General features: G+C 76.7%; 9 protein-coding genes. 5 read left to right on the plus strand and 4 right to left on the minus strand.

Annotated elements, in window-relative coordinates; all coding sequences use genetic code 11:
• The first annotated feature begins 36 nt into the window (after positions 1-36).
• From ANAE109_RS01320 to ANAE109_RS01330, 4 genes are all read left to right on the plus strand, one after another.
• Positions 37-3,798, plus strand: coding sequence for a DUF3857 domain-containing protein (locus ANAE109_RS01320; RefSeq protein ID WP_011984583.1), 3,762 nt, complete (start codon positions 37-39; stop codon positions 3,796-3,798).
• Positions 3,795-7,520 carry a DUF3857 domain-containing protein gene (locus tag ANAE109_RS01325; RefSeq protein WP_011984584.1) on the plus strand — a complete coding sequence of 1,242 codons (3,726 nt, stop codon included), beginning with the start codon at positions 3,795-3,797 and terminating at the stop codon, positions 7,518-7,520. The genes ANAE109_RS01320 and ANAE109_RS01325 overlap by 4 nt, the downstream gene beginning before the upstream one ends.
• Positions 7,521-7,672: 152 nt before the next feature.
• Positions 7,673-7,822: a hypothetical protein gene (locus tag ANAE109_RS25175; RefSeq protein ID WP_158305862.1), complete on the plus strand. Its 150-nt coding sequence runs from the start codon at positions 7,673-7,675 to the stop codon at positions 7,820-7,822.
• Between the two features lie 124 nt (positions 7,823-7,946).
• Positions 7,947-8,144, plus strand: a complete 198-nt coding sequence (locus ANAE109_RS01330; protein WP_041448038.1) for a hypothetical protein — start codon at positions 7,947-7,949, stop codon at positions 8,142-8,144.
• 30 nt (positions 8,145-8,174) lie between these two features.
• On the opposite strand, the gene ANAE109_RS01335 is transcribed toward ANAE109_RS01330, so the two are convergent.
• The 3 genes from ANAE109_RS01335 to hemW are packed head-to-tail and all read right to left on the minus strand — an operon-like array spanning position 8,175 to position 10,371.
• A complete protein-coding gene (locus ANAE109_RS01335; RefSeq protein ID WP_011984585.1) occupies positions 8,175-8,789 on the minus strand; it encodes a DUF4230 domain-containing protein in 615 nt (204 codons plus the stop codon).
• Between the two features lie 9 nt (positions 8,790-8,798).
• Positions 8,799-9,221 (minus strand): TfoX/Sxy family protein, encoded by a 423-nt coding sequence (locus tag ANAE109_RS01340; protein ID WP_011984586.1) that lies wholly within the window; start codon positions 9,219-9,221, stop codon positions 8,799-8,801.
• A gap of 10 nt (positions 9,222-9,231) precedes the next feature.
• Positions 9,232-10,371: a radical SAM family heme chaperone HemW gene (hemW, locus tag ANAE109_RS01345; protein WP_011984587.1), complete on the minus strand. Its 1,140-nt coding sequence runs from the start codon at positions 10,369-10,371 to the stop codon at positions 9,232-9,234.
• Between the two features lie 161 nt (positions 10,372-10,532).
• Between hemW and ANAE109_RS01350 the strand changes: the two genes are divergently transcribed.
• Positions 10,533-12,614, plus strand: a complete 2,082-nt coding sequence (locus tag ANAE109_RS01350) for an OPT family oligopeptide transporter (protein WP_041448039.1) — start codon at positions 10,533-10,535, stop codon at positions 12,612-12,614.
• Between the two features lie 67 nt (positions 12,615-12,681).
• Here ANAE109_RS01350 and ANAE109_RS01355 read toward each other — a convergent pair whose 3' ends face one another.
• Positions 12,682-13,038: a cupin domain-containing protein gene (locus ANAE109_RS01355; RefSeq protein ID WP_011984589.1), complete on the minus strand. Its 357-nt coding sequence runs from the start codon at positions 13,036-13,038 to the stop codon at positions 12,682-12,684.
• Between the last annotated feature and the right edge of the window lie 19 nt (positions 13,039-13,057).

Here is a 13,057-nt window from a genome sequence, read left to right on the forward strand (position 1 = left end):
CATGCTCCGGGGGCGCCGGCGGTTAGACTGCGCGAGATGTCTCGCCCCCTCGCCGCCCTGCTCGCGCTCGCCGTGGTCGCCCCCCTCCCCGTCGCCCGTGCCGCCGGAGGGGCGCCTGGCGCGCGCGGAGCGGATCCCGAGGCCGCGCTCCGCGCCGAGGCGATCGCGGCGCTGGCGCGGGACCGGCGCGGGCCGCGCGGGATCGTCGCGCTCGCCGAGCTCGGCGAGCTCGAGGCCGAGGCGCCGGAGCTCGCGCCCCTCGCCGCCGCCTACGCCGCCGCCGTCGAGGACCGCGCGGCCCACCCCGAGGTCCGCGCGCTGGCGCGCCACCGGCTGGCCGCCCTGGAGCGCTCGCGCGGGAACTTCCAGCGCAGCGCCGCGCAGGTGCGGCGGCTCGGGTTCGTGACGCGCTGGCACGTCGTCGGCCCGTTCGACGACGAGGGCAAGCGCGGGCTCGACACCGCCTACGCGCCGGAGCAGGGGATCGATCTCGCCGCCCGCCACGACGGCAAGGTCGGCGAGGTCGCGTGGCGCCCGCTGCCGGACGAGGCCGTCGTGCACGGCTTCGTGGATCTCGGCGCCGCCCTCCGGCCCGCCAGCGAGGGGGTCGCCTACGCCGTGGCTTTCGTGGAGGCGGCGCGCGACGAGCGCGTGGCCCTGTGGCTCGGCGCGAGCGGCGCCGCGAAGGTGTGGGTGAACGGCGCGGTCGTCGTCGCCGACGCCGGCTACCACCCGGCGAGGCTCGACCAGCGCGGCGCCGTGGTGACGCTGCGCCGGGGCACGAACCGCATCCTCGTGAAGCTGTGCCATCAGCTCGGCCGCATGGGCTTCTTCCTGCGGCTCGCCGACGAGCGCGGCGACGGTCGTGCCCGCGCGGCGGGCTCGCCCGACGCTCCCGCCCCCGAGCCCGGGCCCGCGGCTTCCCCGATCGACGGCGCGGTGGCGCGGCTCGAGGCGCAGGCCCGCGGGGCGAGGACGCGGGCGGAGGAGGCCGCGGCGCGGCGGGACCTCGCCATCGTCCTCGCAGAGCGGCAGAGCGCGGACTTCGAGGAGCGGCGGCCCGCCGCGGAGGCGCGGCGCGCGGCGGAGCTGGCGCCGCGCTCGGCGGAGCTGCAGCTCCTGGCGGCCTCGATGGAGGAGGACCACGGGCGGCGGCGCCGCTACGTGGAGGCGGCGCTCGCCGCCAGGCCCGAGGAGCCTCGCGCGCTCGCCGCGCTGGCGCGCGAGGAGCTGGATCAGGGACGGCCCCACGCGGCGCTGCGGCTCCTCGATCGCGCGGTGGCCGCCGCGCCGCGCTGGGCCGCGCCGCGCGTCGCGCGGGTCGAGGCGCTCGATCGCGCCGGCCTGGAGGTGCGCGCGGTCCGCGCCGCGGCGGAGGCCGCGGACGCCTTCCCCACCACCCCCGGCGCGGTGCGCGCCGCGGCGCGCGCGGCGGGCCGGCTGAACCGCGTCGAGGAGGCCGTGGCGCGGCTGCGGACCCTGCTCGCGCTGCGGCTCGACGACGCCGAGGCGCGCGGCACGCTCGCCCACCTGCTCGTGGAGCGCGGCGAGGTCGCGACCGCGGCGGCGCTCCTCGCGGAGGCCCTCAGGCTCGATCCCGCCGCCGGCGAGCAGCGGCTCCGCCTCGCGGACCTGCTCGCCGCGAACGGACGCGGAGAGGAGGCGGAGGCCGCGTACGAGGCGGCGCTGCGCATCGCCCCCGCCGACGCGGACGCCCTCGAGCGCCGCGGCCGGGCGCGGCTCGCCGCCGGGCGTCCCCGCGACGCGCTCCAGGACCTGCACGCCGCGCTCGACCTCCGCCCCCAGTCGCCGGAGCTGAAGGAGCTCGTGCGGAGCCTCGAGCCGGCCCGCGAGCGGTTCGAGGCGCCCTACGTCCTCGACGCACGCGCGCTCGCCGCGAACGCGCCCGCGCCGCGCGCCGACGACGACGCCATCGTGCTCGGCGAGCTCAAGGTGACGCGCGTCTTCCCCTCCGGGCTGTCCGCCACGTTCCACCAGCAGGTGGTCAAGATCGTGAGCGCCCGCGGGGCGGAGGCGTTCCGGCGGCACGTCATCGGCTGGACGCCGGATCGGCAGGACGTCCGCGTCGAGCGCGTGCGGATCGTGAAGCCCGACGGCAGCAGCGTCGAGACGCACGACGCGGCGGAGCGGAGCGCGAGCGAGCCGTGGTACCGGCTGTACTACGACACGCGCACCCGCACCCTGTCCTTCCCGTCGCTCGGGGCCGGCGACGTCCTCGAGGTCGCCTGGCGCATCGAGGACAGCGCCCGCGAGAACCTGCTCTCGGACTACTTCGGCGATCTCACCTTCCTCGACGACACCACCCGCAAGGCGCGCGTCGACTACGTGCTGCTCGTCCCCGAGGCGCGGCCCATCTACTCGAGCGTGCCCGAGGGCGTGCGCCACGAGACGCGCAAGCTGTCCGGCGGGCTCGTCGAGCACCGCTTCGCCGCCCGGGAGCTCGCGCGCATCCGGCCCGAGCCTGGCATGCCCGGCTGGAGCGAGGTCGCCCGCTACGTCCACGTCTCCACCTACGGCGACTGGGACCAGGTGGCCCGCTTCTACTGGGGGCTCGTGAAGGACCAGCTGCGCCCCACGGACGAGCTCCGCGCCACCTCCGCGCGGATCGTGGAGGCGGCGGTCGGCGCGACCCGGCTCCAGCCCGTCGCGGCGCGAGCGGGAGGGGCGGCCCCCGCGGCCCAGGGCGGCTGGACGCTGGACCAGAAGCGGGCCATCGCCCGCGGCGTCTACGACTTCGTCGTCTCGCAGACGCGCTACGTGGGCCTCGAGTTCGGGATCCACGGCTACAAGCCCTACCGGGTGGATCAGGTGCTGGCGCGACGCTTCGGCGACTGCAAGGACAAGGCGAGCCTCGTCCACGCGCTCCTCGCCAGCGCGGGGATCGACTCGCGGCTCGTGCTCCTGCGCATGCGGCGGCTCGGCCGCATGCCGGAGGCGCCCGCGTCGCTCGCCGTGTTCAACCACGCCATCGTGTACGTGCCCGAGCTCGACCTGTGGCTCGACGGCACCGCCGCCCACTCCGGCTCCGGCGATCTGCCGAGCGAGGACCGCGGCGCGACCGTGCTGGTGGTGAACCCCGGCGGGAAGGCGCGCTTCGGCACGGTCCCGCAGGCGCGCCCCGAGGACAACCGCCTGGAGAGCCGCTTCGAGGTGACGCTCGGGGCGGACGGCCGCGCGCGCGTGCGAGGGAGCTCGCGCGTCCGCGGCTCGCAGGCGCCGCAGTACCGGCGCGCCTACCTCGCCGAGCACGAGCGGCGCGCCCAGCTCGAGCGGGCCTTCGGCCGAACCTTCCCGGGCGCCGAGGTGACCGGCCTCTCCGTCTCGGACCTCACCCGCATCGAGGAGGACGTCGCGATGGAGTTCACCCTCGACGTGCCGCGCTACGCGCTCGCCGACGGGGGCGGCCTCCGCTTCACGCCGTTCGGCGACGTGGCGGGGTACGCCCAGTCGTACGCCGCGCTCTCCGCCCGCAGGTACGATCTCGTGGTCGGGGATCCGGGGATCACGCGCTTCACCTATCGTTACGTCCTGCCCGCGGGCTGGGCGCCGGTCGAGGTGCCCGAGCCCGCCGCCGCCGACACGCCGCACGGCGCGTTCGAGGTGCGCTACCGCCGCGAGGGCGACGCGCTCGTCGCCGAGGGGCACGTCACCTTCAAGGCGGCGCGCGTCGCGGCGGCGGAGTACCCCGCGTTCCGCGACCTCGCCGCGCGGATCGACCGCGCCTTCGCGCGGAAGGTCCGCATCGCTCCCGCCGCGGCGGGGGAGGGCTCGCGATGACGGCCCGCCTCCGTCGCCCCTGCGCCCTCGCGGCCGCGGTTCTCCTGGCCGCGCTCGGCTGCGCCGGGCCCCGGGCCGGCTCCCCCGGACCGGGCGCGTCGGGCAACGCCCGTCCGGCCGAGGCGCTCGTCCTCCGCAACGACGCCGCCGCCGCGCAGGCGGGCACCTCCCGGGCCCTCGCGCGCCGGGGCGAGGACCCGTGGGCGCACCTCGGCGCCGCGCTCCTCGCCCGCCGCGCGCTCGACGCGGCCGCGGAGGGTCGCCACCTCCTCGCCGTCGCCGCCGCCGCGCCCGCCGATCCCGCCGCGCTCGTGGCGCTGCGGCGCCTCTCCGAGCTCGCGGAGGAGTCCCCGGCTCGCGCCGGCGAGGTGGAGGCGGGCCTCGCGCCGCTCCTCGAGGCCGGCCGGTTCACGGGCCTCGCCGCGTACCGGGCGCGCATCGCGCGGGTGACCGCCGCGGAGGTCCGGGGCGACCACGCGCGGGCGGTCGCGCTGCGCCGCGCGAACGGCGCCGTGACCGCCTGGTCGCTCGCCGGACCGTTCGGCCGGTACCAGGCGCTCGACCTCGACGCGCGCTTCCCGCCAGACGAAGGCGTCCTGCCGGAGGCCGCGCCGGCGCCGGCGGGGCTGCCGCCGCGGCCGACCCGCGCGCTCCCCGCGCCGGACGGCACCGTCACGCTGGAGGGCGAGCCGCCCGATGCGGACGTGTTCTACCTCGCCTCCGACGTGACCCTCGCCCGCGGGGGCCGGTACCTGCTCACGGTCGGTACGGGCCTGTCGGCGCGCGTCTCCATCGACGGCGGGCCGGTCCACGAGCGGCGTGCGTTCGCGGGGACCCCGGCGTCGCTCGCCCACCTTCCGCTCGAGCTCGCGCCGGGTCCCCACCGCGTGCTCGTGAAGCTCACGCGCGGCCCCTCCTCCCGCAGCGGCCTCCACGTCGCGCTCACGCGCGAGGACGGCGCCCCCTCGGACGCAGCCTTCACGCCGGCCGCGCCGGGGGCCGCGCCGCGGGCGCCCGTCCCCCCGCGCGCGGGCCCGCCGGTGGGCGCCCCCGACGGCCTCGCGTCCGCCCTCGAGCCTGCCGGGGGCTACGCCCTCGCGCAGCTGCTCGCGGCGCGCGACGCGGCGCAGGTGGATCGCGAGGGAGCGAAGGCGCTCCTCGCCCGCGCGGTGGCGCGCCTGCCGAGCTCCGCCGCGCTGCGCGTGGCGCGGGCCACCGTCGTCCAGGACGACGACACGCTCGACTCCCAGGCCGGCCGCGCGCGCGCCGAGGCCGATCTGCGCGAGGCGCTCGCGCGCGATCCCGGGCACGCCGAGGCGCGCGTGCTGCTCGCCGAGCTGCTCCGGCGCTCCGAGCGGCTCGACGACGCGGACGCCTTGCTCGCGGGGCTCTCGCCGGCGGCCGCGGGCCGGGGCGCGGCGCTCGAGGCCCGGGCCCGCGCGGCCGAGGCGCGGGGGCTGGGAGTCCGGGCCGAGCAGCTCGCCGCGGAGGCGCTCTCCGAGAGCGGCCGCTGCGGCGCGGCCGACCTCGCCTACGCGCTCGCCGGTCGCCGGCTCGCCATCGCGGAGGAGGACGCCCGGATCCGCGCGGTCGCCGCCTGCCGCGACGGGGCGGCTCGCCTCGCGGAGCACCTGCGCCGGCGCGGGGACGCGCGCGGCGCGGTCGAGGCGCTCGCGTCGACGGTGGCGGCGCGACCGTGGGCGATCGAGCCGGCCCTCACCCGAGCGGGCGCGCTCGTCGCGGCGGGCGACGCCGCCGGCGCGGTCGAGGCGCTCGGCGCCCTCCAGGCGGTCTGGCCGCGGAGCCCGCGCGTCGCGAAGAAGCTCGCGGACGTGCGCGAGCTCGCCGGCGATCTCCCGGGCGCGCGCGCGCTGCGCGAGCGGGCGCTGCTCCTCGACGGGGCGGACCTCGCGCTGCGCCGGGCCCTCGCGCTGGAGGACGGGCGCGAGGTGCTCGACGCCGGCGCCCAGGACGGCCGCGCGGCGATCCGCGCGTACGAGCGGGCGCGCCCCCGCGGGGCGACCTCGGCGGCGATGGTGCTCGACGCGGCGGCGATCGAGCTCCACCCCGGCGGCTCCGCCACGGAGCGGACGCACCAGGTGATCCACGTCCTCGATCAGCAGGGCGTCGAGGAGTTCGGCGAGATCTCCGTCCCGCACGGCGCGGACGTGCTCCAGCTCCACACGGTGAAGCCCGACGGGCGCGCGCTCGAGCCCGAGCGGGCGGGCGCGTCGAAGGGGTCGGTGTCGCTCGCCGGCCTCGAGCCGGGGGACTACGTCGAGGTGGAGCACGTGCGCGCGGTGCGCGGGCTGGGCGGCGCGTACGTGTCCGACCCGTTCTACTTCCAGGTCGCCGGCGTGCCGCTCTTCCACTCCTCGTACCTCGTCGTCGCGCCCGAGGGGCTCGGGCTCGCCGTGGACGCGCACGGAATGCCCGCGCCGGAGGTGCGGCGCGAGGGGGGGCGGGACGTCGTGCGCGGCCTGCGGACCGAGGTCCCGGCCTTCGTCCCGGAGCCCGGCGCGGTGCCGCCGCAGGAGTACCTGCCGTTCGTGCAGGTGGGCGCCGGCGCGGACCGGGCGGACGTCCAGCGCGCGCTCGGCGACGCGGTGCTCGAGCGCACCCGGCCGACCGAGGAGCTCCGCGCGTTCGCGCGCGCGCTCAGGGCCGAGGCGGGCCGCGACGCCTCGCCGGAGGCGCTGGCGCGGGCCGCCTACGCGCGCGTCGCGCGCGACATCCTGGGGACGGGCAGCGCGCTCGGCGAGGACGCGAGCGTGGTGCTGTCGCGCGGTCGCGGCAGCCGGCTCGTGGTGCTGAAGGCGGTGCTCTCCGAGCTCGGGCTGCGGACCCGCATCGCGCTCGCCCGCCCGTTCTCGGCGGACGCCGTCGCCTACCGGTTCCCGAACCCCGCCGAGTTCACGCACCCGCTCCTCCGGGTCCAGGCGGGAGCGGAGACCTTCTGGCTCGACCCCGCGCTCCGGCTCGCGCCCTTCGGCGCGGTGCCGTCGAGCGTGCTCGACGTGGACGCGATGGTGCTGCCGGAGCCGGGCGACGCGATGGAGGTGGCCCGCACGCCTGCGCGCGCGCAGGTCGAGGAGCGGCGCGAGGTCGCCGTGCACATCGCCCTGCGCCCGGACGGCGCCGGCGAGGTGCAGGGGAGCGATCGCTACTTCGGGGCCATGGCGGCCGCGGCGAAGGAAGGGCTCGAGAAGCTCGACGCGACCGAGCGGCGCCAGGCCGTCGAGGCGATGCTCTCGCGGACCTTCGGCGGGGTCACCGTGCAGGAGGTGACCATCGGCGGCGAGGACGAGCCGGCGGCGCCGCTCGAGATCCGCTGGCGCGGGACCGTGCCGGACCTGGCCCGCGCGTCCGGAGGCGGGATGGTGATGGACGCGTCGCTCTTCCCGGCGCGGCTCGCGTCGCGCTACGTGCAGATCGCGCAGCGTCGCACGCCGCTCCTGCTGCCCACGCCGGAGGTGGGCGTGTCGAAGATCGAGATCGCCGTTCCGGAGGGGCTCGCGATCCGGGCCTCGCCGGCGCGGAAGGTGGAGACGCCGTTCGGCACCTTCACGCGGACCGAGCGCGCCGAGGGGAGGACGCTCGTGCGCGAGGACCGGCTCGCCGTGACGCGCGGGAGGGTCCCACCCGAGCGGTACGGCGAGTTCGCCGCCTTCGCCGCGGCGGTGGACGCGATCCAGGATGACCCGGCGGTGTTCCACCGCTGACCTCCTCGCTCCGGACGGAAGTCGGCCAGACCGCCGACCCTGGGTCGGGCGCGACCCTCGGGCCCCGAAGGGGAAAACCACCCTCTTGCCAAGGGCATACGCCTCCGGTGCGGGGGCGCCGCCAGGGCACGTCGCCTGCACTAAGGGTGCGCGTGCGTCTCGTCGCCTGGATCGCGGAGAGCTGCCGTCGACTCGCCGCCGCGCTGGTCGCGGTGACCGTCCCGCCCGCTCCCCATCCACTCCCCGCCGTCGTGACGCTGGTCCGCCGCGCTCCCTCCCCGCGCGGCGCCCCCCAGCGCTGACGGGCATCCGGGACCGGGCCGCACGCAGCCGTTCGCTCCCCTGCGAGAGGGGCGGTCGCTTTCCCGGGCGACCGCCTCTTTTCTTTCACTCCAGCAGGAGCCGGCGCCACGCGTCGGCGAGCCAGTGCTCGAACCTCTCGGGAGGCCAGCCCTCTACGCGGGGGCCGTCCGGCGCATCCTCGGGCGGCTCGCACCGCTCGTGCGTTCGATCCACGCCGCCGCCTCCGAGCACCCGGAGGTCGCCGAGCTGTGGCGGGAGATCTCGGCGCGCCGCGCGCGCAACATGCGCCTGCTCGCCGCCGACCTCGCCGAGGCTGGCTGACCGCGGCCCGCGCGCGCGGCTCCGGTCGAGCTACGTCTGCGAGCGCGCGGGCGGGAGCACGTCCACGAAGCGGACGTCCTCGAAGCCGAGCGAGAGCAGCAGCGCCCGGATGTGCCGCTCGGCCGACGCGCGCGCGCGCGCCTGCAGCGCGGCGTCGGCGTCGACCTCGCGCTCGAAGGCGGCCTTCGCGAGCTCGAGCAGCCGCGCCGTGTCGGCCGAGTCGAGGTTGGAGCCGAGGACCTCGGTCTCGCCGGGGCGGAGCGCGACGGTGGTGCGGATGGGGGGCAGCACCACGTCCACGCGGCGCCCTTCCACCTGGACGCTGTTCGCGTTCAGCCGCTCGAGGTCCAAGGTCAGGTAGGCGTCCGCGAAGACGATGGCCTTCCCCTGCGGCGCGCTCACCGCGTGGCGCAGCCAGCCGGCGACGTCGCCCCAGAACGAGCCGGCCGGCGTGGGCTCCGGCGCGAAGCTCACCTTCTTGTAGAGCCGCACCTCGAGGGTCTCGAGCCGCGCCACCTCGCGGATCTGCGTCGCGACCGCCGGAGGAGCGGGCATCGGACGGTCGCTCGGCAGCACGCGGAACATCACGGCGAGGCCGGCGCCGAGCGAGAGTCCCAGGACGGCGAGGCCGAGGAGGCGGCGCATGCGGCGATGCTACCGCGTCCGGCCGGGCCGCGCCCGGGGGGCGGCGCGCCGCCTGCGTGGCGCCGCCGTGGGCTTCGCACGCACCCGCGCCGCCTTGGCGGCGGCCGCGCGCAGGGCGGCCTCCATCGCGAGGCGCGCCCACGGCAGCATCGCCTCCGGCTCCTCGTGCGCGTCGTCGGGCGGGCGGAAGTAGCTCGTCCGCTCCGTGGTGCCGTCGCGGCGCGCGTAGAACCACGGCCGGCAGCCCGCGTCGACGAAGCGCGCGCGGGTGACGGCGTCCGTCTTGAGGAACAGCTCGTCGTCGTCGAGCAGCCCGAACATCGCCCCGCCGGCGTAGAGCCCGTGCCCGCCGAACATCCGGCGGGCCTCCACGGGGCCGGCGAGCGCCAGCAGGTCGAGCACGTGCTCCACGAACGCCTCGGAGTTCGCCATGATCTCTCCCTCACTCGAGCAGCCGCTCCGCGATCGAGGTGTGGAGGTCCATGCCACGCGAGGTGAGGACGAGCGCGCCGCGCCGCCGGACGGCGAGGCGCCGCCGCACGAGCCGGTCCGCCTCGCGCGACTGGATCGGAGACAGCGTCGCGAGCGGCACGCCCTCGAGCGTGCGGAGCCCGAGCATCATGCGCTCGTTGCGCTCCGCCGCCGGCGCGATGCGGTCCTCCTCCGCCGTCGGCGACCGCCGGCCGAGCGCCGCGTCGAGGTAGGCGCGCGCGTCGCGCAGGTTCCCGTAGCGGTACGAGCCCGCCTCGCCGCGCGCGCAGCCGTAGGCGCCGGCGCCCAGCCCGAGGTAGCTCTCGGCGGTCCAGTAGAGGCGGTTGTGCGCGGACTCCAGGCCGGGGCGCGCGAAGTTCGAGATCTCGTAGCGGCGCAGCCCGGCGCGGCGGAGCGCGGCGCGGATGGCGGCGGCCTGCGCGGCGACCTCGTCGTCGGAGGGGAGGGGGAGCCGGCCCTCGCGGCGCATGCGCGCGAGGGGCACCTCCTCCGCCATGATCCCGGGGTCGAGCGTCAGCGCGTACGCCGAGACGTGGGCCGCGCCCGAGGCCGCCGCCCGGGCGGCGTCGGCCCGGGCGATCTCCACCGTGGAGCGCCGGGCCCCGTAGATGAGGTCGACGCTGACGTTCCCGAGCTCCTCGGCCGCCTCGCGGATCGCGCGCTCCGCCGCGTCCGGGCCGTGCCGGCGGCCGAGCTTCGCGAGGACGCCCGCGTCGAACGATTGCACGCCGACCGACACGCGGTTCACGCCCGCGGCGCGCCAGGCCCGCAGCCGCGCCCGGTCGGTGGACTCGGGGTTGGCCTCGATCGTCACCTCGGCCCCGGCGGGCAGCGCCAGCCGCGCGCGCAGCGCCGCGAGGAGCGCCGCGACCTCGTCCGGATCCCACAGCGACGGCGTGCCGCCGCCGAGGTAGACGCTCACCGGCGCGAGCCCGTCGAAGGCGCCGGCGCGCAGCTCCAGCTCCGCGAGCAGCGCGGCGAGATACCGGCGGCCCTCGGGCGGCCGCTCGGTCGTGACCGCGAAGTCGCAGTACGGGCAGCGGTGCGCGCAGTAGGGGAAGTGGACGTAGATGCCGAACCGGCGCGCCATCGGCCCTTCATAGCGCGACGCGGCGTCCGGATCTCGCGCGCTTGGGCCGGTCGCCGGGGCCGGCAGGGCGTGGGTGGCGGGCGTCGACCCGAGAGTCGACAGCGAGGGGGAGACGTGGTTTCTTGACGCCCCGCAACCGGACCGTGTCGCGAGGACCCCGAATGGCCGAGCTCGCCACCCCCCCGCCCAAGGACTTCAAGCCCTACATCGCCGACGAGACGACGGTCCCCGAGTTCACGCTCAAGGCGATCGTCGCCGGCGCGCTCGCGGGGATCCTCTTCGGCGCCGCCACCGTGTACCTCGCGCTCAAGGCGGGCCTCACGGTGTCGGCCTCGATCCCCATCGCCGTCATCGCCATCTCGCTCGGGCGGAAGTTCCTCAAGACCTCCATCCTCGAGAACAACATCATCCAGACGGCGGGCTCGGCCGGCGAGTCGATCGCCGCCGGCGTGGTGTTCACGCTGCCCGGCTTCCTCTTCCTCTCCGTCGATCCCTCGACGAAGGTCTCGGTCGGCGCGGGCTACTTCGACTACGTGACGCTGTTCGCCCTCTCGCTCGTGGGCGGCATCCTCGGCGTCCTCATGATGATCCCGCTGCGCCGCTCCCTCATCGTGAAGGAGCACGCGACGCTGCAGTACCCGGAGGGCACCGCCTGCGCGTCGGTGCTCATCGCCGGCGACAAGGGCGGCGAGTTCGCCAAGACCGCCTTCCAGGGCGTGGGGCTCGCGCTCGGCTACGCCGTGCTGCAGAAGGTCTTCCACGTCATCGCGGAGACGCCCGCCTGGGTCACCCGACAGACGAACAAGTGGCTCCCGAACGCCACCGTGAACGGCGAGATCACCCCCGAGTACCTGGGCGTGGGCTACATCATCGGGCCGCGCATCGCGGGCGTGCTCGTCGCGGGCGGCGTGCTCGCCTGGCTCGCCCTCATCCCGCTCCTCTCGGTGCTCGTGCCGGCGGACGTCATCGCGGGCCAGCTCGTGAAGCTCGGGGACCTCAAGGACGTCGCCACCGCGGGCGGCGCCGGGGGCTGGGATCCCGCGACGCACGCCTTCTCGAACCTGCCCAACGCCGTGTACCGCGCCTACATCCGCCAGATCGGCGCGGGCGCCGTCGCGGCCGGCGGCTTCATCACGCTCCTCAAGACGCTCCCCACCATCTGGACGTCGCTCCGAGACTCGATCGCCTCGCTCGGCGACAAGGCCGCCCAGGCGGGCGTGCGCCGCACCGAGCGCGACCTGTCGTTCCTCACCGTCATCATCGGCAGCGTCGGCCTGGTCCTGCTCCTCGTCATGCTCCCGCAGGTGCCGGGCGAGTCCGTCCTCCAGAAGCTCCTGGTCGCGCTGCTCGTCATCGTCTTCGGCTTCATCTTCGTGACGGTCTCGTCGCGCATCGTCGGCATCATCGGCTCGTCCTCGAACCCGATCTCCGGCATGACCATCGCGACGCTCATGGCGACCGCCATGGTCTTCGTGGGCGTGGGCTGGACCGGCTCGGCGTACGAGCCCCTCGCGCTCGTGGTCGGCGGCATGGTCTGCATCGCCGCCGCGAACGCGGGGGCGACGAGCCAGGACCTCAAGACCGGCTACCTCGTGGGCGCGACGCCGCGCTACCAGCAGATCGCGCTCTTCGTGGGCGCCATCTTCTCGGCCTTCGTCATTGGGCTCACGGTGAAGGTGCTCGACACCCCCACGGCGGACCTCGCCGCGCAGGGGGTCCAGCACATGATCGGCACGGAGAAGTTCCCGGCCCCCCAGGCGACGCTCATGGCGACGCTCATCAAGGGGCTGCTCTCCCTGAACCTCGACTGGCACTTCGTGCTGGCCGGCGCGTTCTTCGCCGTGACCATGGAGCTGTGCGGCGTGAAGTCGCTCTCGTTCGCCGTCGGCCTCTACCTGCCCCTCTCGACGACGCTGCCGATCTTCGTGGGCGGCGCCCTGAAGGGCGTCGTGGACTGGCTCGCGGCGCGGCGCGGCGAGCACGCGGAGGAGAGCGAGCTCGGCGGCGGCAGCCTGTTCGCCACCGGCCTCGTGGCGGGCGGCGCGCTCACCGGCGTCATCGTCGCGCTGCTCAACGTGAACGACGGGGTGAACCGCTTCATCGGGACCACCCTCAACATGGAGCCGCGCATCGCCGGCATCATCGGCCACGGCGGCTACCAGGTGCTCGGGGTGCTCTTCTTCGCCGGGCTCGCGTTCGCGCTCTACCGCGCCGCGCGGCGGTCGAAGCCTCCCGTGATCTAGCCCGACGCGGCGACGCGGACGCACCGGGGGGCGCTCGCCGCGGCGGGCGCCCTTCGCGCTGGAGGTCTCAGCCGTCGCGATGCACGGTGTCGAGCGAGAACGCCGGGACGCACACGGCGAGGTACCTCGCCCCCGCGGGCGTGCTGTAGCGCACCCACTCGCCGCTGGGCGCGTGCACCGCCTGTCCCGCGCCCACCTCCAGCACGCCCTCGCGCGTCTCCACGCGCAGCGCCCCCTCCAGCACGACCGTGTACTCGTCGAACTCGGGGGTCTGGCCCGGCTCCGCCCAGCCCGGCGGGCTCGTCATGCGGGCGACGCTCACCCCCGCGCTCCCGGTGGCGACGCGGCCGAACAGCTCCTCGATGAGCTTGGGCGGGTTCCCCGCAGCGGGGACGACGAAGGGGGTGGTGACGAGCCGGGCCATGCGGCGATCGCTAGCGGGA

Origin of the sequence: Anaeromyxobacter sp. Fw109-5 (assembly GCF_000017505.1) — a bacterium.
Lineage (GTDB): Bacteria > Myxococcota > Myxococcia > Myxococcales > Anaeromyxobacteraceae > Anaeromyxobacter.